Genomic DNA, 25,396 nt, shown 5'->3' with positions numbered 1-25,396 from the left:
GATCAGCCTCCTCGTAGTCGCTGCTGGTGGGCCTCCAGCCACTCCAGCTGGTCCAGCAGTTCGTCCTCACGGGCGTCGAACTCCTCGGGACCGATCCGGCCGTCCAGCAACGACCGTTCCAGTTGGGCCAGTTGCTCACGGACCGGCTCCGGGTCGTAGTACTCGCGCTCCGCGGTGAGCAGTACCTGGTCGAGGACCCAGACCGTGCCCCGCACCGGGGCCATCGGCAGGGTCAGAAGCTGGGTGAGCAGCCCCATGCCGGACCTCCGTTCGTCGGATCCGCGGGCAGGGTCAGACGAAGCTGTACGGCGGCAGCGGGCCGTACAGATGGAAGGTGTAGGGCTCGCCGAGCCGCTCGGCCTCCGCGTGCACCGCCTGGGAGAAGGCGGGGGCCTGCGCCCGCGCGACCAGGAACGACGTGGTGAGGAAGTGCCGGGTGGTCGGCTCCCCGTGCACGGTGCGCTCCGCGGTCGGCGCGAGCCGTTGCAGGATGTCCGCATGGGCGCGGGCCTGGCGCTCCCGTACCTCCTGTGTGATCAGCTCGCCGAGCGCCAGCTTGTCGGGGTAGGAGCCGGGGGCACGCCGGGTGCGGTCGGTGAGCCGGCGCACCTGGACGGACTCCCGCATGATCTCCCGCAGCAGATCGTCCTCGTCGCGCGCCACCTTCAGGTGGTACTCCAGGCAGCCGTCCAGCTCGTCGAGGCGCTGGGCGTAGGTGTCGTGCTGCTCCTCCAGTACGGCGGCGACCTGCTCGTCGTCCGGCCCGACCAGCCCGAAGCGCATCGGCAGACAGCTGCCGTCGGCCAGCAGGCGCTCCTGGACATCCTGATGTGCCGCCACATCCCGTCGCTTGGCGCGCAGTTCGGCCGGTGCGTCGCTGACCACCGCGCACAGGTCTTTCGTCCGTACGGTGCGCAGCGGCGCCGCGGGGTTGCCGACCCCGCCGAGGCCGGACAGCCGCAGGGGGTGGCCGGCATCGGTGATGGCGTAGACGTACGTCGTCATGGGTCACTCCTCCCGGCGGTGGGCGGTCCGGCGTCCGGCGGACGCGGTCTTGCGTGCCGGGCGCTCTTCCCTTTCCTCGGGCTCGTCGCGGCCCCTGTGCAGCGATTCGCTGACCGCCTCGACGGCGCCCGCCAGCGCGCCCTTCGACTTTCCCTTGGCGCCGTTCTCGGTCGCCTCACCGACGAGATCGGTGAGCTGTTCCGGCGCCTTGCGGCCCGATTCGAGATCCAGCCGGTTGCATGCCTCGGCGAAGCGCAGATAGGTGTCCACGCTCGCGACGACGACGCGTACGTCGATCTTCAGTAACTCGATGCCGACGAGGGAGACCCGCACAAAGGCATCGATGACCAGCCCGCGGTCGAGAATCAGCTCCAGGACATCGTAGAGATTCCCCGAGCCGCTTCCGCCAGCCGGTGCACGGGTCTGCTGCTGAACGGCAGTCACGGTGTCATCCCTTCCTTCCGCTTGGCCGGAGCGGGATTTGGGCCACGCGAGGTCACCGTGGCCCGGGCCGTCGGCTCATCGGTCGACCTGGCCCCGCCCGTACCGGCGCGTGCGCTCGTATTCCACGAGGCGGCCCTCTGCGTCGAGACGAACCCGGTAGGACGCCATCACGCTCGCGCTGTCCGGCACCCTTTCGAGCTCCACCACTTCCACGTCCGCCAGCCAGCCGTCACCGGCGGCTTTCAGCGCGGACACCGAACCGGGTGCACGGTGCAGCATCTCGGCGAGCTGCGCGGCGGCAAGGCGCATGGCCGCAGGCGCAGCAATCCGGTCCGCCCCGAGGCCTGCGGATTTCCCCGCCGCTGCCTCATCCGTGCCCGTTCCGGTCTTCTCCTGCCTGTACTCGGTGATTTCCGCGGTGCTTTTCCCGGTCGCCATGATCCCGCCTGTCGTGCGTCGTTGGGGTATTCCTGTCGAACTACGCCTGGCTCGCTCGGTGGCGATGAAAAGGCGGGTGCCCCCGAGACCCGTACATATGCCCGACAGTGCACACGAGTTGGCTGGGCCGGTCGGTCTGGGCGCGGGGGAGTAGGCCGCATGCTCCCCTGCCCCGCGACCGTCATCCAGAGGGGCGGCGGCCGCGGTCTGTGGAACGGGCCGAGACGGTGAACGCCCGCGAGACCTGGAAGGTGCTCAAGGCACCAGGCGGCTGCGCAGACTCTCGGCCACCTGCGCGTAGGTGGATCCGATCGGCATTCCGACGGCAATGCAGGTGTCCTGGGGGACGATGTCGTTGCACTCGTGCAGCGCACTCGCTACCAGCGCGAACCGGTTCCCCGTCCTCCATTCGCCCATCTCGATCAATTCGTGGAACTCCTCGCAGAGGTCGGAGTGGCCTTCCCTGGGCTCCATGGCGCGGCCTCCTTCCCACACGTCCCAGTGTGCGCCAGAGGGAGGCCCGGGGGGAGGGCTACGGAAAGCGCCATGGGGAGGGCCAGGGGGAGGAATTGCCAGGAATGAGGGAGGTATCCCGGAAGGAGTTTCCGGGATGCCTCCCTTTCTGTGTGTGGTTCGCCCTGATCAAGGGAATACTTCTCGACGAGCGGGTAGCGCAGACCCGCTGGACGAGGGCCTCTCTGGTGCCAGGGCGGCCCTCTCTTTGTGGCTCTTTGCGGCCAGATGTTTCCGCCTTTCCCTTGCGGCATTGATGGGCCGGGAAGGGCGACGTAGGGCGAGGAATTACTCACCGCCCTATCCGTCATCAGGCCCCTCGGCCGGCACGGCGACACGCTGGTCCGTCGCCGGCGGTATGAGCATGGCGCGGAAGGCAGCCATGCATGGCTCGCAATAGCCCTCGGTGGGCGGCTCGAGACCGGTCGACGGGGCCTGCACACTGGTGGTGAGGTGTCGTCCGCACAGCGTGGTGCCGGTCTCGTCCTTGTCCATCACATGCCACGTCAGTCCCGGACTGCCGGTCGTCGTGGGCCCGGCGCGCATCTCGTACATGGGCCTCTCCTCGCTCGGGCACCCCTTCGGGGGTGGGTCTTCCGGCGCAGCTTCGGGGCGGAGCCGGCGTCGGGGTCACCCTCACCCGGCCTCGCCCGTGCCTTCAGGTGACCATCAGGCCACCCGGTCGGACCATCCGGGCTCCTCTGAACGGGTGAACCGTGTGCGGCGGCGCCGAGGTGTGCGACGCCGCGTCGCGCTTCCCCTTTCCGCAGGTCAGAGGCCGGAGGGGGTGCGCTCCCTGGGCGGGCGCTGCGCCGCTCGGCCGGTGTTGTCCGGACGACCGAGGAGGGCTGCGTGGCCAATGGGCGGCCGGCCGGCGCCGATGGCGCCTTCCGGACAGGTGTTCCCGATGTTCCGGGCCAGGCCCACATCATGGGGGCGCTCTTTACGAAGCCTCCGGATCGGGAGGCTTGGCCGCCGCCGGGGAGGGCCATCGGCATGTTGTTTCGTGACACGGGTGAGGCGGGCGCCGTCGGGAAGGGGCGGGGCGGAGTAAAAAGTCCGGGTGTGCGACAGCGACGAATCGGCCGCCGTGGACTTCGGTCCCGGTGTGTGTCATCTGTGCGGCGCGGCCCTCCCCACCAGTTCGCAGGTCTTCAGCCTGGTGCCGGACTCGTCCGCCGTCGATCCCGACGACCCGGACTACGACGGTCTGCGGCTCCTGGCGGCCTGTAGTCCCGAACACCTCGGTGAGCTTCAGCAGCAGTACCGGCAGCGGCCCTTCATCAGGGAAGAGCTCTGGGCCGCGAAGATCGCCCGGGCCGAGAAGGAGCACCCCGAAGGCCTCGACGAGGAAGAACTTGCCCAGGCCACCGGCCTGGACTTCATCCAGATCGAACGCACCCTGTCCTGGGAAAGCGAACGATTCCTGCGCCGCCAGACACCGCCGGACGATCACGCGGGTCCCGACGACGACACCGGCTCCGGGGGCGCTCGCGGCTGACGCCGAGGCGGAGAGGGCCTCCGGTCCGCCTCAGGCAGCGGTGGCGCCATGCTGAGGCCCGGCAGCAGTTACGGCTTCCAGGAACTGCACCGGGCCTCCATTCCAGCTTTGCACACCGGGCGCGGTTTCCCGTACGAGCGCCTTGAGCGCGCCCGACGCGGTCCGCTGCCTCACGATGGAAAGGGCGCACGATGGAAAGGGCGTAAGGGCCGAACCCCCGAAAAGAACACCGCACCGCGACCCACCGAACACGGGACGCCTGCCCATGCCACCCTCCCCCCTCCTCACCTTCGGTCACGGTACGGCGAGTCTGGGCCGGATCGCCGCATTGCTGCGCGGCGCCGATGTCGCCGCCGTGGTGGATGTCCGTACCGCGCCCGGGAGCCGGCACAACCCCGACACCAACCGCCAACGGCTGTCCGAAGAACTCCCTGCTCTCGGAATCGAATACCGCTGGGAGAAACGCCTCGGGGGATTCCGCAAGCCCCTCCCGCATTCCCCCGACACGGTCTGGCGCAATGCGTCCTTCCGCAACTACGCCGGTTACACCCGCCATCCCGAGTTCCTGGCGGCCATGGACCAACTCCTGGCCGAGGCTGCCGGCACTCCCACCGCGGTGATGTGCGCCGAGACCGTCTGGTGGTCCTGCCACCGCAGGATCATCGCGGACTTCGCGCTCGTCGCCCGGCGTGTGCAGGTCCACCACCTCATGCACGACGGCAGACTCCAGCCGCACACCGCCACCCCCGGCGTACGGCTGCGCGCAGACGGACTGCTCGTCTACGACGACGCGGCCGCCGCTTTCGCCGAGGAGGCCCGCCGTCAGCGCTGATAGCGCCCCATGAGCGTGGCACTGGCCAGGTGCCGTTCGCCGATCGCCTTGTGCACATCGTCGGCCGTCGCGTCGTCCGGCAGGGTCACCGGATCGGACACCGCGTACAGACCGAAGAAGTAGCGGTGTGCCCGGTCACCGACGGGCGGATGCGGGCCGCCCCAGCCGCGCTCGCCGAAGCCGTTCTTCCGGGGAATGCCGCCCCGCGGATTCTGTCCGCTGTCGACGCCCGTACTCGTCGGGTCGATGCCGGTGACCAGCCAGTGGACGAACGTGCCCGACGGTGCGTCGGGGTCCTCGCAGAGCAGGACCAGTTCGGCCGTACCGTCCGGCGCACCGGACCACGTCAGCGGTGGCGAGATGTTCTCCCCGCCTTTCGCATAGCGGTCCGGGATGGCGGCCTGGTCATTGAATGCGGTGCTGTTCAGCTCCATACCAGCCATGATTCCCGCTCTTCCCGGGAGCCGCGCGCGTCGTGTCCCCCGTCGGAGAACGCCGGCCGAATGGCCTCGGTCCGGTTGCGGCGCCAGGCTCTCGGTGTTGCTCCGGCGGTGGCGCTGCGCCGGTCCGAGTCGCCCTCGCCGCCCCGGAGGCGGTCCGGCAGCCCGCGAAAATCCGTTTCGGCTGTTGTCGGGGAGCCCCTATCGTGGCGCGGTGACGACTCAGGTGATCGTTCTCAACGGCGGTTCCAGCTCGGGGAAATCCGGGATCGTACGGTGTCTGCAAGCGGTCCTGCCGGATCCCTGGCTGGCCCTCGGCGTCGACACCTTGGTAGAGGCGGTGCCCGCGGCGATGCGGGCACCGGGCGCCGGAATCGAGTTCGCCCCGGACGGAGCGGTGCTGGTCGGGCCGGAATTCCGTGCGCTGGAAGCCGCATGGATCGAGGGCGTCGCAGCGATGGCCCGCGCGGGCGCCCGCATCATCGTCGATGAGGTCTTCCTCGGCGGACCGGACTCCCAGGAGCCGTGGCAGAAGGCGCTGTCCGGACTGCGGGTGCTGTGGGTCGGCGTCAGATGTGACAGTGCAGTGGCCGCATCCCGCGAGGTCGCACGGGGCGACCGGATCGCCGGGATGGCCGTCTCCCAGGCGGAGGCGGTCCACCGGGGCGTGGTCTATGACCTGGAGGTGGACACCACGCATTCCGAGTCGATGGACTGCGCACGGGCCATCGCCGCACACGTCGGCTGACCGCCGGACCGGCGGGTGTGGCCGGCGGGCCGGGGAGGCGTCAGCCGTTGTTGCCCGCCCGGCCCGTTTCTTCGGCGTGCCGGGTGCGGGCACCGTCCAGGGCGGCGTCGAAATCGCGCTGTGTGTCGTCGCACCAGTGCAGCAAGTCGGTGAGGACGTGCCGCAGGGTCTCACTCGGACTGCGGCGCCAGCCCTCGCCCGAGAGTGTGTACGTCTGAAGGGCCTCGTTGGCGCGTGCTACCGCCGCGTCGTGGATGTCCGGAGTCGCCATGTCGTCTCTCCAGGGGAAGCGGTCTGTCGCGGTGCGCGGTCTGCCGGGGACGGCCGGGGCATGTCGGCCACCGCGGCAAGAAAACTATAATGGACTGAAAGTTTGCAGTAGGCTTCAGAAATTCGAGGGTTCGGGTGCGGAGTACGGCTCGGGGAGTACGGGCTCGGTACGGGCGGCTCTCCGCGAAGGAACAAGGGGCGGGAACGCATGGCTACACCGTCGGACGGGCTGCGCACGGTCACCGCCGTCCGGTACGTGACCCCGCTGAGGAGCGGCGGCTCGGTCCCCGGCGTCGTCGAGGCGGACGATCTGGGGACGTATGTCGTCAAGTTCACCGGCTCGGCGCAGGGGCGCAAGGCGCTGGTCGCCGAGGTCATCGTGGGTGAGCTGGCGCGCCGACTGGGGCTGCGGATACCGGAGTTGGTGCTGGTGAACTTCGACCCGTCGGTCGCCGGGGAGGAACCGCACCAAGAAGTGCAGGACCTTCTGAGGGCGAGCGCCGGACTCAACCTCGGCATGGACTACCTGCCGGGGGCCGCCGACTTCACGCCGGACGCGGTGGAGACCGATCCGGTGGAGTCCGCCAGGATCGTCTGGCTGGACGCCTTCACCGCCAATGTGGACCGTACGGTGCACAGCTCGAACCTCATGGCCTGGCCGACCTCCGGCCACCGGAGGCCCCTGCTGTGGCTCATCGACCACGGCGCCGCGCTCGTCTTCCACCACCGGTGGGACACCGCTGCGGACGCGGTCGGGAAGGCCTACGACTTCCGGCACCACGCGCTCGGTTCCCCTCGGCCCGACCTGGCGGCGGCGGACGCCGAACTCGCGCCCCGGATCACCCCACAGCTGCTGCACGAGGTCGTCGCCCTCGTCCCGGACGCCTGGCTGCTCGACGAGCCGGGGTTCACCACTCCGGACGCGGTCCGCGACGCCTACGTCGCCCACCTCTCCTCCCGTGCGAAAGTCTCCGCCCGCTGGCTGCCCACGGACTTCCTCGGCCACGACCGCAATCCCTGAGCGGGACCGGGGCATGCCCCGAGGAGCGCATGCGTTGCAGGTCAGCAGCGTGGTTAGGCTTTCTTCATGAGCGAAGGGCTGCGGGAACGCAAGAAGCGGCAGACACGGCAACACCTCTCCGAGGTGGCCCTCGGCCTGTTCGTGGAGCGGGGCTTCGACCACGTCACCATCGCCGAGATCGCAGCCGCGGCGGAGGTCTCGGTCAACACCCTCTACAACTATTACGAGTCCAAGGAAGACCTCGTGCTGCCGCCGGACCAGGCGTCCCCGCAACGGCTGGCCGACATCGTGCGCGAGCGGCGACCCGGCGAATCCGCCGCGAAGGCCGTACTCGCCCGCCTCCGGGACGAACTGCACCGGCGCGACCGCACGGTGGGTCTGACCGAAGGCTTCGGCCGCGTCTTCGAAATGATGCGCGCCGCGCCCACCCTCACCGCCCGCCTGGAAGACCTCGGCCGGCAGATGACCGACGCTCTCGCCTCAGTGCTGGCCGAGGAGACCGGCGCCGCGCCGGACGATCAGACGCCGCGCGTGGTGGCCGGCCAGATCGGCTGGTTCCACTCGCTGGTCTACAGCGAGATCGGCCGGCGCCTTGTGGCGGGCGAGAAGCCGGACACCATCGCCGCGGCCGTGCTGGACCTGCTCGACACCGTCGAGGATCTGCTGAGCGAACGCGCCCTCAGCTACGCCGTCCGCCCGGACTGACATCGGGTCCGGCGCGCCCGGACCAGGGTCGGCCATGGCCTGCGGGACCGATCGCGGTGGCTCCCGCGCTTATCCTTATAGTCGGCAGCCGTCCCCCGTAGTTGCGTTACGGGGGACGGCTGTTGTGCCGGATCGCTCATCAGCACATCGGCCGGTCCTGCCGGTTCGGTGAGCGACGGCACGCTCCCGGCTCTGCCGTACGGGAGCCGGTGCGGGGGGTCAGCTGAGACAGGCGGCCAGGGTGCCGGTGGCGGTCTGCGTCCCGCTGGTCGCGGTGTAGGTCGCGGCCAGCACCTGCGTCACGCTGAGGTTGCCCGTGCAGGTGGCGACGCCGCTCGCGTTGGCCACGGCGGTGCACACCACGCCTCCCAGCACGGAGAAGGTGACCGTCGAGCCCGGAGTCGCACCGGTCGCGGTGAAGGTGGCGTGGGCGAACGACCAGGGCAGCGGGGGGAAGTTCAGCGCGTAGCAGGCCGGATTCGCCGTGAAGACCGGCTGCCCCACGCCGACGGTCACCGTCGTGGTGCCGGTGACGCCGACACAGGTGCAGGTGGTGTCGGCGGCGATCACCGTGGCGGTGACGACGGTGCTGCCCCCCGGCAACGTGCTGGTGGTCACGGTGGCCTGGCCGGAGGCGTTGGTGGTGCCGACGCCCAGTGTGCCGCTGGGGGTGGTGAAGAGCACCGTCGCGCCCGGGACCGCTTTTCCGTTGCAGGTGACGGTTGCGGTGACGGTGACCGGCTGGCCGGTGGTCGGGTTGGCGGGCGTCGACGTCACCGTGACCGCACAGAGCGCCGCCGCGCCGACGGTCACCGTCGCGCTGCCGGTGACGCCGACACAGGTGCAGGTGGTGCTGGCGGAGACCACGGTGGCGACGACGGTGTTGGTGCCGGCCGGCAACAGGGTGGTGGTCACGGTGGCCTGGCCGGAGGCGTTGGTGGTACCGACGCCCAGCTGAAGGCCGCCGCCGGCGGCCGTGAAGACGACCACGGCGCCCGGTACCGGGGTTCCGTTGCAGTTGACGGTTGCGGTGACGGTGACCGGCTGGCCGGCGGTCGGGTTGGCGGGCGTCGTCGACAGCGTGACGACACAGTTCGTCGCTGCGCCGACGGTCACCGTCGCGGTGCCGGTGACGCCGACACACAGGCAGGTGGTGCTGGCGGAGACCACGGTGGCGACGACGGTGTTGGTGCCGGCCGGCAGCGCGCTGGTGGTCACGCTGGCCTGGCCGGAGGCGTTGGTGGTACCGACGCCCAGCTGAAGGCCGCCGCCGGCGGCGGTGAAGACGACCACGGCGCCCGGTACCGGGGTTCCGTTGCAGTTGACGGTTGCGGTGACGGTGACCGGCTGGCCGGCGGTCGGGTTGGCGGGCGTCGTCGACAGCGTGACGACACAGTTCGTCGCTGCGCCGACGGTCACCGTTCCGGTGCCGGTGACGCCCACGCAGGGGCAGGTGGTGCTGGCGGAGATCACGGTGGCGACGACGGTGTTGGTGCCGGCCGGCAGCGCGCTGGTGGTCACGCTGGCCTGGCCGGCGGCATCGGTGGTACCGATTCCCAGCGCAAGGCCGCCGCCGGCGGCGGTGAAGACGACCACGGCGCCCGGTACCGGGGTTCCGTTGCAGTTGACGGTTGCGGTGACGGTGACCGGCTGGCCGGCGGTCGGGGCGGCAGGTGTCGACGTCACCGTGATCACACAGTTCGCCGCCGGGGTGACGGTCAGGTCCGCTGCGGCGGTACCACTGAGGGTACCGACGGCAACCACCGGCCCCGACGTGGTCGCAGTGAAGCTGACGGTCGCACTACCGCCTACGCCGATCGTCACTGTCTGCGGCAGCGCCGCGTCGTACGTGAAGGTGACCGTTTCTCCGGGCGTGGCACCGGTGATGGTGGCCGTGAATGTCTGTCCCGCTGTGACAGTCGCCGGGGTGAGGACGAGAGTTGCCATGTTGGGCAGCCCCTTTCGTAGGCTCCGCTGAGGAGATGGGGGCCTTTTGCACGCCGAAGGCAGTAAAGTTGCTCCGAGCGCGCTCACCTGACGGGGTGCCCTGAAGACGAACGGCAGAACTGCGCTGCGCAGCCGGCCGTCCGTGGTCCCCGCCAGGGGATGGGCACCCACCGTCGGTACCTCTCATTGAAGCGACCGGCCTGATGCCGGGATATGGATGACGAGAGAGATGACCCGAATGGCGGAGCGTGCGTCGGCGTGTCCGTACCGACGGCAGGCGTCGTGTGGGGTAAGGGGTCAGCCGTAGCGGTCGAAGAGGGCCTGCACGTAACCCTCCAGCCTGCTGGTCAGTACGGTGGGGGTCAGATCGCCGCGGTCCAGTTCACGCCAGGGGACGGCGACCTTCTCGGCGTCCGGCGCGAAGGCCAGGGCATCGAGCAGGCGCCAGTAGAGATGGGCGGCGCGGTCTTCGGACAGCGTTCCGCCCGCCGCCAGGTAACGGTCGGCGAAGCGCAGGCCTGCGGGAACACCGTGCAGCAGGGCCAGGGCCGTCGAGCAGTGGGCCACGTCCAGGTCGGCCGGTCCCCACGAGGTCTCCACCCAGTCGACGATGCCGCTGATCCGCAGAGCGTCGCCGGTGCCGGTGAAGAGGACATTGCCCGGATGGAAGTCCCGGTGCAGGAAGCACGCCCGGTGCCCGGGGGGCTCCCGGCGGATCACGTCCACGGCCCGTCGCCACAGCTCGGGCCGCTTGGTGTCTTCGGGCGGCCGCACCCGCTCGGGAGAGGTCCACGCCTGATAGCCGCGAGGCCGTGTCGTCGCGGACACCGGCAGCCGGTGGATGCGCAGCAACTGACGGGCCAGCAATTCCGCACGCCGGCCTGCCTCTTCATCCCCGAGACGTACGGTTCCGGGCAGCCGGGACATCAGCAGGGAAGGGTGGTCACAGTGCTCAGCCGTCGCGTCCACGGCCACCAGGGCGGCCGCGGGCACGTCGGTGTCGGCGAGGAGGCGCAGAACGGACGCTTCGCGCGTCAGAAGACCCTCCGCGTGCCGGACGAAGAAGGGGGTGACGAAGGACCGTAGGACCAGTGAGCGCCGGCCGTCCGGCCCGCGGATGTCCAGGCGGCGCATCTCCGACGTCCAACCGCCCCGCAACCGCGCAACACCCTCGATACGCTCTTCCTCAGCCAGTCCCTTCTCCGCCCAGGCACGCGTCGCGCCCCAGTCCTGGCCCTCACGCTCTGCGTCAATGCGCACGGCTCGCTCGCCCTTCAGCAGGGAGGCAGGCTGTACACCCCGTCGACGGATGCCTCCTTGGTCAACTTCGCCCACGATTCTGACAGTTGGGGGCGGGCTCCGGGTGCCGTACGTATGTCTTCAGCGGGGCTCGGGGCAGCATATGAGGCGAGTGCGGTCGGCGAGTGCTACGCGGCGAGGCCTTTGGCGGGCCGGGGCCGGTGGGGGGTGAGGATGCTGATGCCGTTGGCGGTCACGATGGCCGTGATGGCCAGCCAGTCGACGGGGTGCAGTCGCTGGCCGAGGACCACGAGCCCGATGAGCGCGGCGAAGACGGGATGGACGCTCATGAAGACGCCGAAGAAGCGCGCGGGCACCCGGCGGAGCGCGAGGAGGTCGGCGAGGAACGGCACCGCCGACGACAGGACGCCGGCCACCGCGGCGCAGACCAGGGCCCGTGCGGTGGGCGGGTGGTGCAGCAGCACGGCAATGCCGATGGGCACATACACCAGGCCGGAGACGGCCGCGGCGGCAGCGGAGCCCTGGACACCGGGCAGCCGGGCGCCGACGGTGCGGTTGAGCAGGATGTAGGCCGCCCAGCTGACGGCGGCGAGCAGACCGAGCGCGATACCGGTGTAGTCGGTGCTGGGCTGCGGGCGGGCCAGGACGGCCACCGCGGAGGCGGCGCCGAGCGCGCAGCCGAGGTCGATCAGGCGGCGGGAGGAGGCCAGGGCTACGGCGAGCGGGCCGAGGAATTCCAGGGTGACGGCCAGTCCGAGACCGACCCGGTCGATCGCCGAGTACAGGCCGAGGTTCATGGTGGCGAAGGCGAGTGCGAGGCCGAGGACGGGCCACCACTGGCGGCGGGTGAAGGAGCGTATCCGGGGGCGGCCGGCGGCGAGCAGCAGCACGGCGGCGACCCACTGCCGGACGGCGACCACCCCGACGGGCCCGATCACGGGGAAGGCGAACGAGCCGGTGGCCGCGCCGAGTTGGTTGGACAGTGCGCTCCCCAGCATGAGCGCCACCCCGCCGCCGCGGCCGGCGCGCGAGACGGTACCGCCGGGGGCGGGGGTTTCCGAAGGGGCAGGGGTGGTCGGGGGAGAAGTGGCGGACGGTGCAGTCGTGCTCATGCCAGGAGTCTGCACGGGGCGTCGCCGAGAGGGAAATGCCTGTTGGGAAGGGTTTATGCGTGCCGGTTATGAACCGTACGGGCCGGGAGCCTGCGGGTCGGGTGACAGATGCTGCTGGGCCAGGTGCAGGAAGGAGCCGGTGGCCGGGTGGGCCGGGTCGGCCGGCCAGGCCAGATAGACCGTGACGGGCGCGGCGTCGGTCAGGGGGACGTAATGGACGCCGGGGTGGGGATGGTGATGGCTGGTGCCCTCGGTGGTGACGCCGATGGCCTCTCCGGTGGCGATGGCGGTCAGCCACTCGTCCACACCGGGCACATCGATGATGCGCGGGCGCTGCCCTTCGGGCCACAGGCCGGGACTGGTGGTGGCGGCCGTGGAGCACACGGCGACCGCCTCTCCGGCCAGATCGGCCAGGCGTACGGTGGCGCGTTCGGCGAGGGGGTGGCCCTCGGGGAGGGCCGCCACCCGCCGCTCGTCCGCAAGCGCGCGGTGCGCCAGCCCGGAGTGCTCGGCGGGCCGGGCGCGCAGAAAGGCCAGGTCCGCCGCACCGCGGCGCAGCGCCGCCTCGGGATCGTCCAGGCGGCGGACCTGTACGGGCGTACCGGGGTGCAGTGCGCGCCAGGCCCGCAGCAGGGGCACGGTGTGCCGGCCGAGCGCGGCCCAGGCGAAGGCGAGGCGCAGCGGCCGGGGGCCGGCCTCGGCGGCCGCCTCGGCGAGGGCATCGTCGAGCTGGTTGAGGATGCGGTGGGCCTGCTCCCACAGGCGTTGCCCGGCCTCGGTCAGCGCGAGGTGGCGGGTGGTGCGGTGCACCAGCCGCACCCCCAGTCGGCTCTCCAGCTGCTCCAGGGTGCGCGAGAGCGCGGGCTGGCTGAGGCGCAGCGCGATCGCGGCATCCGTGATCGTTCCCTCGTCGCCGATCGCGGCGAGGGCCCGCAGATGACGCAGCTCCACATTCATACCCGTCCAGCATAAGTGCAGCCGAGGAGGCCTTTCCTGCCGGGCGGAGGCGGTCCGAATCGCCGCCCCCGCTCAGTCGGTTGACTGTGAGGAGAAGAGGGCGGAGAGGCCCAGACCGCCGGCGATGCCCAGCATGGCCAGGCCCCGGGAGCCGAGCGGGGTGTCGGCGGCCGGGGTGCGGACCAGCTGGCTGAAGAGACGGGTCACCAGGACCGCGCCGGAGGCGCCGAAGGGGTGGCCCAGGGCGAGGGCGCCGCCGTCGAGGTTGACCCGCTCGTCCGGGATGCCGAGGGCGTCCAGTGAGGCCAGGACCTGGGAGGCGAAGGCCTCGTTGAACTCGATACGCGCCGCGCCGGCCGGCCCGGCGGGACCGGAGCCGACGAGGTCCGGGCGGCGGGCGAGCAGCCGTCGGGTCGAGGCCACCGGGCCGATCCCCAGCAGATTCGGGTCGACGCCCGCGCTGCTCGCATCGAGGAAACCGAGCACCCGCCGGTGGCCGAGCGCGCGGGCCACCGACCGGCTGGTGACCACGACCATCGCGGCGCCGTCGTTCAGCGGACAGGAGTTGCCCGCGGTGACCGTCCCCTCGCCGGGGGCGGCGAAGAGCGGGGGCAGCGCGGACAGTGCCTCCAGGGAGGTGTCAGGGCGGGGGCACTCGTCGACGGTGACGGTGCCGTGCCCGGTGCGCACCGGGGTGATCTCGGGGGCGAAGCGGCCGTTCTTCCGGGCGCTGACCGCGCGCCGGTGACTGCGCAGGGCGAACTCGTCCTGTCTGCGGCGGGCGATGCCGAAGCGGGTGGCCACGTTCTCGGCGGCCACCCCCATGTCGGGGTCGCCCACCGACTCCGGGGCGAACCGGGCCCGGGAGTAGAACTCGGGCAGGGCGCCCCGGCGAGCCGGCGGCCGTACCCGCCAGGGCGCGGTGCTCACACTCTCGCCGCCGCCCGCCAGATAGATCTCGCCGGCGCCCGCGGCCACCAGGCGGCAGGCGAGCACGATCGCCTCCAGCCCGGAGCCGCACTGCCGGTCCACGGTGACGCCCGGCACCTCCGTCGGCAGCCCCGCCTCCAGTGCGGCCAGCCGTGCGAGGTTGCCTCCTCCGCCGACCGCATTGCCGACGATGACCTCGCAGACCTGGCCGGCTTCCGCACGGGCGTCGGCCAGTACGTCCCCGATCACGGTCGCGACCAGCCGGGACGCCTCGACGCCGGCCAGCGAGCCGCCGGCCCGGCCGAGCGGGGTGCGACGGGCGGCGATCACCACCGGCTGCCGGTCGTCGGGGAGTTGGAGGTGCCCGGCGGCCTCAGTCACGGGGATCGTCCGGGAGCGGGATGAGCCGTGCGTCGTCATGGGCGATCCACTCCTCGACCCGGCCCCGCGCGATCTTGCCGCTCGACGTCAGCGGCCAACCGGCCAGCGTGTAGAAACGGCGGGGCACTTGGTAGCGGGGCAGGACGGCGCGGCAGAGGTCGCGCACCGCGGACCGGCTCAGGCCGTGCATACCGGCCCCGGAGACCACGGCGACCAGGGCCTGGCCCAGATGGTCGTCCGGGACCGAGGTCACCAGCGCGTCATCGATCTGCGGCAGCCGGACGAGGGCGTTCTCCACCTCCGACGGGTAGACGTTCAGCCCGCCGGTGATCACCATCCCGCCGCGGCCGAGGAGATGGAGATGCCCGTCCTCGGTGAGCCGGCCGGTGTCCCCGACGGTCGCCCAGTCCCCGTCGGTACGGAAGCTGCCCTCGCCCCATACGTAGCCGTCGCTCACGAGCGGGCTGTGCACGTACACCGTGCCGGCCGCGCCCCGCGGTAATGGGACACCGGTGGCGTCGCGGATGTCGAGGGTGACGGAGGGGAAGGCCGTGCCGACGTCCTGGGCGGCGGTGTCGGGACCGGGCGAGCCGACGGTGACGAAGCCGAGTTCCGAGGCCCCGTAGTACTCCCGCACCCGGGCCTTGGGCAGTAACCGGGCGACGGGGGCGAGCAGGTGCGGGGAGAGTTTGGCGCCGCCGCTGACCACCGTTTCGACGGCGGTGAGCGGCTGCGCCGGAGACGCGTCCGGGCCGGCGGCAGCCGTACACAGCGCGCTCAGCATGGTCGGCACCACGATCAGACGGCGGATGGAGCCCGGCTCCAGCTGCCGGATCACCGTCGGGGCGCTGAACTTGCGCAGCCCGTGGAAGGCCGCCCCGCTCTCCAGGCATTCGGCGAGTGCATAGAGGCTCAGGCCGTGCGAGAGCGGTCCCGGCGCCAGGGTGTGCTGTCCGGCGTCCATGCCCCAGACCTTCCGGCCCTCGGCGAGGCTGATCCGCCAGGAGCCGCGGGAGCGGTGGAAGGCGTTCGGCAGGCCGGTGCTGCCCGAGGTGAAGCCGACCAGGAAGGGGGTGGCATCGTCGCCGGGGAGCAGATGTTCCGTGGGCTCGGCGCCCGCGCACTCGTCGCGCCAACGCTCGTACGAGCCGGGGGAGTTGTCGTCGGCGGCAATCAGGGTCCGGATGCCGAGCCCGGCGGCCACGGCGTGCAGCTCGGTCTGTCCGGACGCGAGCACCAAGAGGTCGGGGCGGAGCCGGTCCAGTACCGCGCGGGTCTGCTCCGGGCCCCACTGCGGGTCGAGGACGGCACAGACCCCGGCGCCGGCCGTCGCGCCGACGAACAGCTCGGCGAAGGCCGGATGGTTGCCGGTGCCGAGGGCGAGCAGAGGCGCGTCAGCGGGTAACCACTGCCGGGACCGCGGGCGGACGGTCCGCAGTCCGGCCGCCACCGCAGCCGCCCGGTGGGCGAGTTGACGGTGGGTCTGTATATGGCCGTCGAGGGTGAAGGCGGGCTGCTCGCCGCGCGGTCCGGCCGCGGTCCGCGCGACCTGCTGTGCCAACGGCATCCGCGCTCACCTCGGTTCGATCGGATAGGAGCGCCGTACGTTGTGCGCCACGGCCGCCGCGGCCGCCGCTTTGAGGGTGTCCCCGATCGCGAAGTACAGCGCGCCGACCGCGGCCTTGCCCATGCTGAGGCCGGTGGTGAACGACGTCCAGGGGACGCCGATCGCATAGACGACGAGGAGCCCGCCCGCGAGGCAGGCGCCGAAGTAGGCGGCGAGCTGTGCCGCGCGGCGTTCGACGCGTAGCGCGACCGTCTTCACCAGGAGTCCGGTGACGAACGCACCCGGAATCCAGCCGAGCAGATACCCGCCGGTCGGCCCGGGGATCACGCCCAGCCCGCCGCGGCCGCCGGCCAGCACCGGCAGCCCGAGCACGGTCAGCAGTACCACCAGCGCGCAGGCGGCGGCGCCGCGGACCGGACCGAGCACCGCTCCCGCGAGCATCACCCCCAGCGTCTGGAGGGTGATCGGTACCGGAACGATGGCGATGGTGACCGGTGGGACCAGACCCAGCGCGACGATGATTGCGCAGAACAGGGCGATCAGGACGATGTCCTGAGTGCCCATCAGGCTGCGACGGACGGGTAGTTCGGTCATCCGGAGGCCTTTCCGCTGAGCCGTTCCTGACGGTCGGGGTGGCCGGCGCGGGCCGGCGGGTAGCAGCGGGCGTCGATGGCGGCCGCGATCTCCTCCGCCGACTTGAGCACCCTGATCACCAGCGGCACGACGAGCGCCGGCGGACTGCCCCGCAGACCGCGCGCCGCCTGTGCCTCCCGGATGTCCTGGAACTGCCGGAACACCTCCGGGATGAAGCGCAGCGCCAGCGAGACCGCGAGCGCCACGGCCGACGCGTTCACCAGCCCCGCCCGGTCCAGCGGACGCAGCACCCGCTCCAGTACGCCCTGAAGCTCCGAGGTCCGGGTGGTCAGCGTGACGCTCAGCGCGGACAGCAGCAGGACGACCAGACGCAGCCCCACGACGAGCGCCGCATGCACCGAATCGGTGAGCGCGGCGACCGCCACGACCAGGGCCAGTACCCAGACCGGGCCCCGCAGTTGACCGAAGAGCTGCTCCCGGGGCGCCCGTACGGACAGCAGCACGACCAGGGCGAGGGCGGCGGCCGGACCGAGGACGGCCGGGGACGTGGTGAGGAAGACGGCGACGCCGCAGACCAGCAGCCCCGCCAGCTTCCACCCGGCCGGGGCCCGGTGCAGCGGTGAGGTGCCGGGCACGTACAGGGACATCCTCATGAGCAGCGCTCCACGTACCAGGGCACCGCGGTCTGCGGCTTGCCGTCGTGGACCACCCGGCCCTTGTCGATGACCAGCACCCGGTCGAAGCCGGTCAGCAGATCGAGGTCGTGGGTGAGGACGACGGTCTGCTGGGGCAGCCCGGCGATCACGTCGCGGATCAGATTGCGGTTGCGCAGGTCCAGCAGGGTGGTCGGTTCGTCGAACACCACCGTCTCCGGCCGCATGACCAGGACCGCGGCCAGCGCGACCAGTTGCTTCTCGCCGCCGCTCAGGGCATGACTGGGCCGGTCGGCCAGGGCACTGATGCCCAGGCTCGCCAGCTGTTCGCGGACCCGGGCCGGGATCTCCTTGCGGGGCACACCGGTGTTCCGCAGACCGAAGGCCATGTCCTCCTCGACGAGGGGCAGCACGATCTGGTTGTCCGGGTTCTGGAAGACGAAGCCGACCTTGCGGCGGATCCGACGGGCGTCCCTGGCCGTGTCCTCGCCGCCGACCAGGACCGTTCCGGCACTGGGCAGGACCAGGCCGTTGAGCAGCCGGGCGAAGGTGCTCTTGCCGGAGCCGTTGGTACCGATCACGCCGATGCGCTGCTCGGTCAGCTCGATGCTGAGGCCGTCCAGCACCGTGCGCGGGCCGTACCGCACGGACACCCCGTCCAGAGTGATACGCATGGTCACCGGTCCTGGGTTCGGGGCCCGGCGGCCTGGGGCCCGGCCGGGGCGTGCTGAGCAGCGGCCAGCGCCTCGCGGGTCGGCGCGGGTAACGGACGGGCCCGGCCGGTCTCCTTGTCGACGCAGACCCAGACCACCTCGGCCCGCGCGACCGGGGCCCGGTCCGCGGCGTGGACGGCCTCGGCGGCGAAGGTCAGACTGCTGGTGCCGAGGCGCTGGACGCCCGCGGTGATGTCCAGGACGTCGTCGAAGCCCGCCGAACCGTCGTAACGGAGCTCGATCTTCTTCACGTGATAGACGACGCCGTGGGAATCGGCCCGCGGGTCGAAACGGTCGGCCAGCCCCGCCTCGCGCAGGAACTCGTTGATCGCGGTCTCCGCGTAGGAGCAGTAGACGCCGTTGTGCACATGGCCGTGCATGTCCACGTCCGAGAACGGAACTCGCTGCCGCACGAACCCCCGCTCTCCGGTGTAAGGTCACCAGCTCCGTGCCTGTGAGAACAGCACGGTACCCAGACCGCCACCGCACTGTCACCACCACGTGAGGACTTCGCCGATGCCCCGGAGCCTCCGAAGCATCGTCAGGGAATTCGGCCCGGCTGCCGAGGTGGTGGACACCGAAGCGTATGCGCCTGCCCGGCCGGGGCCCGGCCAGGTGGCCGTCCGCATGCTGCTGGCGAGCATCAACCCCTCCGACCTGGTGACGATTTCGGGCGCCTACGCCTCCCGCACCGCACTGCCGTTCGTGCCCGGCTTCGAAGGCGTCGGGGTGATCGAGGAGACCGGTCCGGAGGTGAGCGGCCTCCGGGCCGGGCAGCGGGTCCTTCCGCTCGGCAGCGCCGGCGCCTGGCAGGAGACCAAGGTCACCGACGCCCGCTGGTGCTTCCCCGTCCGTCCCGAACTCACCGACGAACAGGCGGCCACCGCGTACATCAATCCGCTCACCGCCCTGCTGATGGTCCGTCATCATGTGCGGGAGACCGGGGCAAGGACGGTCGTGGTGAACGCCGCCGCCTCCGCGATCGGCCGGATGCTGATCCGGATGCTGAACCGGGCGGACATCCGCCCCATCGCCGTGGTCCGCAATCCCCACAGCCTGGAGCGGTTGCCCGGTACCGGGCTGGCGGCCGCGGTGTGCACCGCCGACCGGGCGGCGGGCGAGGCGCTGCGCGAGATCACCCGGGGCCGGGGAGCCGATGTGGTGCTGGACGCGGTGGGCGGAGCGGAGGGCGCGGAACTGGGCCGGGCGCTCACCACCGACGGCACCCTGGTGCACTACGGCCTGCTCTCCGGACGCCCGCTGCCACCGGCCCTGGCGGCCGAACGGCCCGACGTGCGGCTCGTGTTGTTCAGGCTCCGGGACTGGGTCCACACCGTGCAGACCGCGGACCGGGACCGGCTCACCGAAGCCCTGGCGGAGGTGTACGGCCTGGTGCTGGACGGCACGGCCGCCTCGCAGGTCGCGGGGGTATATCCGCTCTCCGCCGTACGCGCGGCCCTGCTGCGGGAGGCGGGACCGGGGCGGCTCGGCAAGGTGCTGCTGCGCCTCACCGGCTGACCGGCCGGCCCCACTTGGCGCCATTCCGCGCGCGGTTCCCCGCGCCTATGCTCGTCGGCTGTGACGCCTGAGGAGTTACTCGCGTTCGACCGCCGCCATGTCTGGCACCCCTACGCACCGCTGCCCGGCAACCAGCCCCCACTGGTCGTCGAGTCCGGAAGCGGAGTACGGCTGCGGCTGGCCACGCCGTTCGAGGGCCGTACGGAGCTGATCGACGGGATGTCGTCCTGGTGGGCGGCGATCCACGGCTATGCGCATCCCGCGCTGGACGCGGCGGTCCGGGACCAGCTCGGCCGGATCAGCCATGTGATGTTCGGCGGGCTCACCCACGCACCGGCGGTGGAGCTGGCCGCCCGGCTGGTCGCCCTGACCCCGGAGGGCCTGGAGCACGTCTTCCTGGCCGACTCCGGGTCGGTCGCGGTCGAGGTGGCGCTCAAGATGTGTCTCCAGTACTGGCGTTCCCGAGGCCGGCCGGAACGGCACCGGGTGCTCACCTGGCGCGGCGGCTACCACGGCGACACCCTGCACGCCATGTCGGTGTGCGACCCCGACGGCGGGATGCACGGCATGTGGCGGGACGTGCTGCCGGCACAGGTCTTCGCCGAGGCGCCGCCGGCCGGGTTCGACGCCCCGGTGGATGCCGGCTACGCCGAGCGCCTGGCCGCCACGGTGGCGCGCCACGCGCCGGAACTGGCCGCCGTCATCGTCGAACCGGTGGTACAGGGAGCCGGCGGGATGCGCTTCCACCACCCCGAGTACCTGCGGGTCCTGCGCGCCGCCACCCGCGAGCACGGTGTCCTGCTGGTGTTCGACGAGATCGCCACCGGCTTCGGCCGGACCGGACAGCTCTTCGCCGCCCAACACGCCGGGGTGGAGCCGGATGTGCTGTGTGTGGGCAAGGCCCTGACCGGCGGCTATCTGTCGCTCGCGGCCACCTTGTGCACGGCCGAGGTGGCCCGGGGCATCTCCGACGGTGAGGTCCCGGTGCTCGCCCACGGCCCGACCTTCATGGGCAACCCGCTCGCCTGCGCGGTCGCCGGCGCCTGCCTGGACCTGCTGGCGGACGGCGCCTGGCGGCAGGACGTGGCCCGCATCGAGACGGGGCTGCGGGACGGGCTGGCCGAGGCGGCGAAACTGTCCGCGGTCTCGGACGTACGGGTGCTCGGCGCCGTCGGCGTCGTCCAGCTGGACCACCCGGTCGACGTCACCGCGGCGGCCGCGGCCGCAGCCCGGCACGGCGTATGGCTGCGGCCGTTCCGCGATCTCGTCTACACGATGCCGCCCTACCTCTGCACCGCGGACGACGTGGCCAGGATCTCGGCGGCACTGGTGGCCGCGGCACACGCCGGCTGAGCCGGAGTACCACGCGAGGCAACCGAATTCGGCCCGGACAAGGGAGAGACGATGGCACTGCTGGCCGTCACCGGTACCGGCACAGAGGTCGGAAAGACCGTCGCCACGGCCGCCATGGCGGCGCTCGCACTGGCCGGGGGGCTGCGGGTCGCCGCGGTGAAACTCGCCCAGACCGGGCTGGCACCCGGCCAGGACGGCGACCTCGCCGAGGTGGCACGGCTGGCCGGCCCGCTCGCCACCCATGAACTCGCGCGCTACCCCGAGCCGCTGGCGCCCGCCACCGCCGCCCGCCGCGCGGGGCTGCCGGGAGTCCCCAGGGACGCCGCGGCCGCGGTGGTCCAGGCCCTGGACGCCGACCACGACCTCGTACTGATCGAGGGAGCGGGCGGTCTGCTGGCGCGGTTCGACGACAAGGGCTGGACCCTGGCGGACCTCGCGGCGGACCTGGCGGCGCCGGTCGTGGTGGTCGCCACCGCCGGGCTCGGCACGCTCAACCCCGCCGCGCTGACCGCCGAGGCCCTGGCACACCGGGGTGCTCAACTGCGCGGGGTGGTCATCGGCAGCTGGCCCGCGCAGCCGGATCTGGCCATGCGCTGCAACCTCACCGACCTCCCTGATATGGCCGGAGCACCGCTGCTCGGCGTCCTTCCGCGGGCGATGGCGGCGCTGGACCGCCAGGACTTCGCCGCAGCTGCGCGGGCCGGGCTGGGCGCGGAGCTGGGAGGGGAGTTCGACGCCGCGGAGTTCGTCCGGCAAGCGCAGTCCTGAGGGAAGACACCCCGCTGCCCGCTGTCCGGAGTTGGACCCTTTACCGGTGCCGCGCGCCGGAGAATACTCGGCCACGGGTCAGCCACACCGACATCCGGATCGCGCACGTCCGAGCGGGAAGGACACCCCCGTGGACCACACCTCCACCGATCACACCACCACCCACACCGCCCCCGACGCACTGATCGGCACACTGGTCGACAAGGCACTGCGCCGTGAATTACCCACCCGGGCAGAGGCCTTGGCCCTGCTCAAGACCCCCGACGAGGCGATTCTCGACGTCGTGGCCGGCGCCTCCCGGGTGCGCCACCATTACTTCGGCCGCCGGGTGAAGCTCAACTTCCTGGTGAACCTCAAGAGCGGCCTGTGCCCGGAGGACTGCTCGTACTGCTCGCAGCGGCTCGGCTCACAGGCTGAGATCCTCAAGTACACCTGGCTCAAACCCCACGAGGCGGCGGAGGCCGCCGCACAGGGCATCGCGGCGGGCGCCAAGCGGGTGTGCCTGGTGGCCAGCGGGCGGGGCCCCACCGACCGTGACATCGGCCGGGTGTCGGAGACCATCGCCGCCATCCGGGAGAGCAGCCCCGGCGTCGAGGTCTGCGCATGCCTCGGGCTGCTCTCCGACGGCCAGGCCGAGCAGCTGAGCGAGGCGGGCGCGGACGCGTACAACCACAACCTCAACACCGCCGGCGACCGGTACGCGGACATCTGCACCACGCACACCTACACCGACCGGATCGAGACCGTCGAACAGGCCAAGGCCGCCGGGCTCTCGCCCTGCTCCGGTCTGATCGCCGGGATGGGCGAAGGCCCCGAGGAACTGGTCGATGTGGCCTTTTCCCTGCGCGCCATGGACCCCGACTCGGTGCCGGTGAACTTCCTGATGCCCTTCAAGGGCACGCCGCTGGCCGCCGAGTGGGCCCTCACCCCGCAGCACTGTCTGCGCATCCTGGCCATGGTCCGGTTCGTCTGCCCCGATGTCGAGGTCCGGCTGGCCGGCGGGCGGGAGATCCATCTGCGCGGGATGCAGCCGCTGGCCCTGCACATCGCCAACTCCATCTTCCTCGGCGACTACTTGACCAGCGAGGGCCAGCCGGGCGCCGCGGACCTGGACATGATTCGGGACGCCGGCTTCGTCGTCGAGGGCATGGCGGAGACCACCATGCCCGAGCACCGCGACGATGTGGTCAAGGTACGCCGGCGCGGTACGGGAACGGCGCTGCCGCCCAACGCCCTGCCGCCCACCCCGGAGCAGCAGGCGGACAGGTGACCTCCAGACCCTCCTGCCCCGCGGTGGAGCTGTTCTCGCCGGAGTTCCTGCGCGACCCCTACCCGGTGTACGCGACACTGCGGGAGACCAGCCCGGTCCACCACGACCCCGCGACCGGGCTGTGGCTGGTCAGCACCCACCGTGAGGTGCGCCGGGTACTGCTCGATCCGGATCTCTACCGTCCGGACAACGCCCTCGACGCCGTGGTCCCGATGTCGGTACCCGCGCTGCGCGCGCTGGCAGCGGCCGGATTCACACTGCCGCCGACGCTCGCCAACAACGGCACCGACAGCCACGCCGGACTGCGCCGGCTGATCACCACCATGCTCCGCCGCGACCGGGTGGCGGCCGCCGCGCCGCTGGTCGACCAATTGATGGCGCCGCGCCTGGACCGGATCGAGAAGGAGCTCGCGGACCGGGGGAGTTGTGACCTGGTGGCCACCCTCACCCGGGACCTGCCCTTCGAGGTGATGCTCCGGGTGCTGGGGCTGGAAGGGGAGGTCGATGTCGACATCGACCTGCTCGCCCGTTGGAACGACGCCTCACTGGAGCTGTTCTGGGGCGCTCCGCCCCGCGAACGTCAGCTGCCGCTCGCCCGGCTCGCCGCCGAGTTCCACCAGTGGCTCGGCGGCCTCACCGAGCGGGCGGCGCCCGGCGGCGGGCTGCTCGGGCTGCTCGCCGCCCACCGGCACCCGGACGGTACGCCGCTGACCCGCCAGGAGACCATCGCGGTCTGCTACTTCATGGTGATCGCCGGGCAGACCACCACCGGACAGATGCTCGCCACCATGCTGCTGCGCGCCCTGTCCGACGCCGAGCTGTGGCCGAGGCTGGGCCGGGAGCCCGCGCTGGCCGCCGCCTGGGCGGAGGAGATGCTGCGCCGCGAGCCGCCGCTGACCACCTGGCGGAGGGTGACGGCACGGCCGGCCCGCCTGGGCGGCGTCGAACTGCCCCAGGGCGCCAGGCTGTTGCTGATGCTCGCGGCCACCGGCTCCGACCCCGAGGTGTTCGAAGCCCCCGAGCTGCTGCGCCCGAACCGGCCGCACGCCCGGGAACATCTCTCCTTCGGCCTGGGCCGGCACCGCTGCCCCGGCGCCGCACTCGCCCGGATGGAGGCCGAGCGGGTGCTGCGGGCCGTCTCCGCCCGGCTGCCCGACCTGCGTCTGGCCCGTGCCCCCGAGGACGTTCCGATGCGGGGGCTGCTGTCGTTCCGGGCCCCGCCGGCCGTTCCGGTCCGGCGGGCCGGAGCGGTCAGCCGGGACGGCAGTCCGTGATCACCTGCACCGCCCGGTCCACCTGATCATCCGTCAGGTCCGCCCGGGCGGTGAGCCGCAACCGGGAGAACCGGTCCGGCACCGACGGCGGACGGAAACACCCCACCTCGACGCCCGCCGCACGGCAGCGCTCCCGCCAGGCAACGGCACCGTGCGCGGAACCGGCCCGTACGGACACCACGGCAGCCCGGACCGGGGCCACGGGCAGCCCGGCGGCCGCCAGCCCGGCGTGCAGCCGGCCCGCCACGGCACGCACCCGGGCAACCCGCTGCGGCTCCCGCCCCAGGAGGCGGAGCCCGGCCAGCGCACCTCCCGCGCAGGCCGGGGCGAGCCCCGTGTCGAAGAGGAAACTGCGCGCGCTGTTGAGTACGTGCTCGATCACCCGGCGCGGTCCCAGTACCGCGCCGCCCTGCGCACCGAGCGACTTGGACAGGGTGACCGTGGCGATCGTATCGGGACTCCCGGCCAGTCCGGCCGCCCCCAGCGCGCCCTCGCCCCGGTCGCCCACCACGCCGAGCGCATGCGCCTCGTCCACCAGCAGGCCGACGCCGTGCCGACGGCAGAGGGCGTGCACCTCGTCCAGAGCGGTGAGGTCCCCGTCCACCGAGAAGACCGATTCGGTGACCACCAGCGCCCGTTGCTGCTGCCGGGTGGCCAGCACCTTGTCCAGCGCGGCGGTGTCGTGGTGCGGGAGGTCGACCACCTCGGCCCCCGACAGCCGGCAGCCGTCGATCAGCGAGGCATGGTTCGTGGCGTCCGCCGCCACCAGGCTGCCGGGCCGGCAGAGGGCGGTGAGCGCACCGAGATTGGCCAGATAGCCGGAGGAGAAGACGAGCGCTGCCTCGGTCCCGCAGAACGCGGCGAGCTCCCGCTCCAGGTCCTCGTGCAGCCGCGTGGTCCCGGTCACCAGCCGGGCCGCACCCGCACCGGCCCCCCAGACCCTGGCGGCCTCGGCTGCCGCGGCGGTGACCTCGGGGTGGGTGGAGAGACCGAGGTAGTCGTTCCCGGCGAGATCGATCCCCGCCCCGGTGGCGTCCCGGACCCGCATGTCCCGGCGCAGACCGGCGCGCTCCCGGCGCCGGGCGCTGTCGTCCAGCCAGCCGAACACGGCTTCCGGGGGAGGCTGGTGGTCGTGCTCCGGCTGCGCCATGCGGAACTCCCTCATGTGGTCCGGTGGTTGCC

At 71.9% G+C, this 25,396-nt stretch carries 29 protein-coding genes; 10 read left to right on the top strand and 19 right to left on the bottom strand.

Going from position 1 to position 25,396, the window contains the following annotated elements; translation table 11 throughout:
* Positions 1 to 2: 2 nt before the first annotated feature.
* The 6 genes from ACZ55A_RS06485 to ACZ55A_RS06460 all read right to left on the bottom strand — a co-directional run bounded on the left by ACZ55A_RS06485 (position 3) and on the right by ACZ55A_RS06460 (position 2,955).
* Entirely contained in the window at positions 3 to 257 is a 255-nt protein-coding gene (locus tag ACZ55A_RS06485) for a gas vesicle protein GvpG (RefSeq protein ID WP_468835203.1), read from the bottom strand.
* A 34-nt stretch (positions 258 to 291) separates the two neighbouring features.
* Positions 292 to 1,005 carry a GvpL/GvpF family gas vesicle protein gene (locus tag ACZ55A_RS06480; protein ID WP_468835201.1) on the bottom strand — a complete coding sequence of 238 codons (714 nt, stop codon included), beginning with the start codon at positions 1,003 to 1,005 and terminating at the stop codon, positions 292 to 294.
* 3 nt (positions 1,006 to 1,008) lie between these two features.
* Positions 1,009 to 1,449: a gas vesicle structural protein GvpA gene (locus ACZ55A_RS06475; protein ID WP_468835199.1), complete on the bottom strand. Its 441-nt coding sequence runs from the start codon at positions 1,447 to 1,449 to the stop codon at positions 1,009 to 1,011.
* Positions 1,450 to 1,524: 75 nt separating this feature from the next.
* Entirely contained in the window at positions 1,525 to 1,887 is a 363-nt protein-coding gene (locus ACZ55A_RS06470) for a gas vesicle protein GvpO (RefSeq protein ID WP_468835196.1), read from the bottom strand.
* A gap of 255 nt (positions 1,888 to 2,142) precedes the next feature.
* Positions 2,143 to 2,361: a hypothetical protein gene (locus tag ACZ55A_RS06465; protein ID WP_468835193.1), complete on the bottom strand. Its 219-nt coding sequence runs from the start codon at positions 2,359 to 2,361 to the stop codon at positions 2,143 to 2,145.
* A gap of 339 nt (positions 2,362 to 2,700) precedes the next feature.
* Positions 2,701 to 2,955, bottom strand: coding sequence for a hypothetical protein (locus ACZ55A_RS06460; protein WP_468835190.1), 255 nt, complete (start codon positions 2,953 to 2,955; stop codon positions 2,701 to 2,703).
* Positions 2,956 to 3,463: 508 nt separating this feature from the next.
* Between ACZ55A_RS06460 and ACZ55A_RS06455 the strand changes: the two genes are divergently transcribed.
* Positions 3,464 to 3,901: a hypothetical protein gene (locus tag ACZ55A_RS06455; RefSeq protein ID WP_468835187.1), complete on the top strand. Its 438-nt coding sequence runs from the start codon at positions 3,464 to 3,466 to the stop codon at positions 3,899 to 3,901.
* A 265-nt stretch (positions 3,902 to 4,166) separates the two neighbouring features.
* Positions 4,167 to 4,733 carry a DUF488 domain-containing protein gene (locus tag ACZ55A_RS06450; RefSeq protein ID WP_468835184.1) on the top strand — a complete coding sequence of 189 codons (567 nt, stop codon included), beginning with the start codon at positions 4,167 to 4,169 and terminating at the stop codon, positions 4,731 to 4,733.
* On the opposite strand, the gene ACZ55A_RS06445 is transcribed toward ACZ55A_RS06450, so the two are convergent.
* Entirely contained in the window at positions 4,724 to 5,176 is a 453-nt protein-coding gene (locus ACZ55A_RS06445; RefSeq protein WP_468835181.1) for a YbhB/YbcL family Raf kinase inhibitor-like protein, read from the bottom strand. The two genes, ACZ55A_RS06450 and ACZ55A_RS06445, sit on opposite strands and share 10 nt — an antisense overlap.
* A 211-nt stretch (positions 5,177 to 5,387) precedes the next feature.
* Between ACZ55A_RS06445 and cpt the strand changes: the two genes are divergently transcribed.
* Positions 5,388 to 5,921 carry a chloramphenicol phosphotransferase CPT gene (cpt, locus tag ACZ55A_RS06440; protein WP_468835178.1) on the top strand — a complete coding sequence of 178 codons (534 nt, stop codon included), beginning with the start codon at positions 5,388 to 5,390 and terminating at the stop codon, positions 5,919 to 5,921.
* Positions 5,922 to 5,961: 40 nt separating this feature from the next.
* Here the strand turns inward: cpt and ACZ55A_RS06435 are convergent, their stop codons facing one another.
* A complete protein-coding gene (locus ACZ55A_RS06435; RefSeq protein WP_468835175.1) occupies positions 5,962 to 6,192 on the bottom strand; it encodes a hypothetical protein in 231 nt (76 codons plus the stop codon).
* A 207-nt stretch (positions 6,193 to 6,399) separates the two neighbouring features.
* Between ACZ55A_RS06435 and ACZ55A_RS06430 the strand changes: the two genes are divergently transcribed.
* Complete coding sequence (locus tag ACZ55A_RS06430; RefSeq protein ID WP_468835172.1) at positions 6,400 to 7,212, top strand: HipA family kinase; 813 nt, start codon at positions 6,400 to 6,402, stop codon at positions 7,210 to 7,212.
* Between the two features lie 66 nt (positions 7,213 to 7,278).
* Positions 7,279 to 7,917, top strand: a complete 639-nt coding sequence (locus tag ACZ55A_RS06425) for a TetR/AcrR family transcriptional regulator (RefSeq protein ID WP_468835156.1) — start codon at positions 7,279 to 7,281, stop codon at positions 7,915 to 7,917.
* Positions 7,918 to 8,136: 219 nt separating this feature from the next.
* Here ACZ55A_RS06425 and ACZ55A_RS06420 read toward each other — a convergent pair whose 3' ends face one another.
* The 10 genes from ACZ55A_RS06420 to ACZ55A_RS06375 form a co-directional block, all read right to left on the bottom strand.
* The gene (locus ACZ55A_RS06420; protein WP_468835144.1) at positions 8,137 to 9,864 is read right to left on the bottom strand and encodes an Ig-like domain repeat protein; all 1,728 of its coding nucleotides are present in this window, start codon (positions 9,862 to 9,864) and stop codon (positions 8,137 to 8,139) included.
* 297 nt (positions 9,865 to 10,161) lie between these two features.
* Positions 10,162 to 11,124 (bottom strand): phosphotransferase family protein, encoded by a 963-nt coding sequence (locus ACZ55A_RS06415; RefSeq protein WP_468835141.1) that lies wholly within the window; start codon positions 11,122 to 11,124, stop codon positions 10,162 to 10,164.
* Between the two features lie 167 nt (positions 11,125 to 11,291).
* Positions 11,292 to 12,236 carry an EamA family transporter gene (locus ACZ55A_RS06410; RefSeq protein ID WP_468835139.1) on the bottom strand — a complete coding sequence of 315 codons (945 nt, stop codon included), beginning with the start codon at positions 12,234 to 12,236 and terminating at the stop codon, positions 11,292 to 11,294.
* Positions 12,237 to 12,302: 66 nt separating this feature from the next.
* Positions 12,303 to 13,193 carry a LysR family transcriptional regulator gene (locus tag ACZ55A_RS06405; RefSeq protein WP_468835136.1) on the bottom strand — a complete coding sequence of 297 codons (891 nt, stop codon included), beginning with the start codon at positions 13,191 to 13,193 and terminating at the stop codon, positions 12,303 to 12,305.
* Between the two features lie 72 nt (positions 13,194 to 13,265).
* Positions 13,266 to 14,504 carry a thiolase family protein gene (locus ACZ55A_RS06400; RefSeq protein ID WP_468835133.1) on the bottom strand — a complete coding sequence of 413 codons (1,239 nt, stop codon included), beginning with the start codon at positions 14,502 to 14,504 and terminating at the stop codon, positions 13,266 to 13,268.
* Positions 14,497 to 16,071 carry an AMP-binding protein gene (locus ACZ55A_RS06395; RefSeq protein WP_468835130.1) on the bottom strand — a complete coding sequence of 525 codons (1,575 nt, stop codon included), beginning with the start codon at positions 16,069 to 16,071 and terminating at the stop codon, positions 14,497 to 14,499. The genes ACZ55A_RS06400 and ACZ55A_RS06395 overlap by 8 nt, the downstream gene beginning before the upstream one ends.
* Positions 16,072 to 16,077: 6 nt before the next feature.
* Positions 16,078 to 16,665, bottom strand: a complete 588-nt coding sequence (locus tag ACZ55A_RS06390) for a biotin transporter BioY (RefSeq protein ID WP_468835127.1) — start codon at positions 16,663 to 16,665, stop codon at positions 16,078 to 16,080.
* A complete protein-coding gene (locus ACZ55A_RS06385; protein ID WP_468835124.1) occupies positions 16,662 to 17,318 on the bottom strand; it encodes a CbiQ family ECF transporter T component in 657 nt (218 codons plus the stop codon). The genes ACZ55A_RS06390 and ACZ55A_RS06385 overlap by 4 nt, the downstream gene beginning before the upstream one ends.
* The gene (locus tag ACZ55A_RS06380; RefSeq protein ID WP_468835121.1) at positions 17,315 to 17,992 is read right to left on the bottom strand and encodes an energy-coupling factor ABC transporter ATP-binding protein; all 678 of its coding nucleotides are present in this window, start codon (positions 17,990 to 17,992) and stop codon (positions 17,315 to 17,317) included. Before ACZ55A_RS06380 ends, ACZ55A_RS06385 begins: the two co-directional genes overlap by 4 nt.
* 2 nt (positions 17,993 to 17,994) lie before the next feature.
* Positions 17,995 to 18,444, bottom strand: coding sequence for an acyl-CoA thioesterase (locus ACZ55A_RS06375; protein WP_468835119.1), 450 nt, complete (start codon positions 18,442 to 18,444; stop codon positions 17,995 to 17,997).
* 103 nt (positions 18,445 to 18,547) lie between these two features.
* On the opposite strand from ACZ55A_RS06375, the gene ACZ55A_RS06370 reads away from it, so the two are divergent.
* The 5 genes from ACZ55A_RS06370 to ACZ55A_RS06350 all read left to right on the top strand — a co-directional run bounded on the left by ACZ55A_RS06370 (position 18,548) and on the right by ACZ55A_RS06350 (position 24,214).
* Positions 18,548 to 19,549 carry a zinc-dependent alcohol dehydrogenase family protein gene (locus tag ACZ55A_RS06370; protein WP_468835116.1) on the top strand — a complete coding sequence of 334 codons (1,002 nt, stop codon included), beginning with the start codon at positions 18,548 to 18,550 and terminating at the stop codon, positions 19,547 to 19,549.
* Between the two features lie 60 nt (positions 19,550 to 19,609).
* Complete coding sequence (locus ACZ55A_RS06365) at positions 19,610 to 20,902, top strand: adenosylmethionine--8-amino-7-oxononanoate transaminase (protein ID WP_468835114.1); 1,293 nt, start codon at positions 19,610 to 19,612, stop codon at positions 20,900 to 20,902.
* A gap of 51 nt (positions 20,903 to 20,953) precedes the next feature.
* A complete protein-coding gene (bioD, locus tag ACZ55A_RS06360) occupies positions 20,954 to 21,670 on the top strand; it encodes a dethiobiotin synthase (RefSeq protein ID WP_468835112.1) in 717 nt (238 codons plus the stop codon).
* A 130-nt stretch (positions 21,671 to 21,800) separates the two neighbouring features.
* Complete coding sequence (gene bioB, locus ACZ55A_RS06355) at positions 21,801 to 22,940, top strand: biotin synthase BioB (RefSeq protein WP_468835109.1); 1,140 nt, start codon at positions 21,801 to 21,803, stop codon at positions 22,938 to 22,940.
* On the top strand, positions 22,937 to 24,214 hold the full coding sequence (locus tag ACZ55A_RS06350) for a cytochrome P450 (RefSeq protein WP_468835106.1): 1,278 nt from the start codon (positions 22,937 to 22,939) through the stop codon (positions 24,212 to 24,214). Before bioB ends, ACZ55A_RS06350 begins: the two co-directional genes overlap by 4 nt.
* On the opposite strand, the gene ACZ55A_RS06345 is transcribed toward ACZ55A_RS06350, so the two are convergent.
* Positions 24,192 to 25,364, bottom strand: a complete 1,173-nt coding sequence (locus ACZ55A_RS06345; protein WP_468835103.1) for an 8-amino-7-oxononanoate synthase — start codon at positions 25,362 to 25,364, stop codon at positions 24,192 to 24,194. The genes ACZ55A_RS06350 and ACZ55A_RS06345 overlap by 23 nt on opposite strands.
* Between the last annotated feature and the right edge of the window lie 32 nt (positions 25,365 to 25,396).

Source organism: Streptomyces sp. NPDC034111 (assembly GCF_055575375.1).
This window is presented reverse-complemented; position numbering and strand designations above follow the sequence as displayed.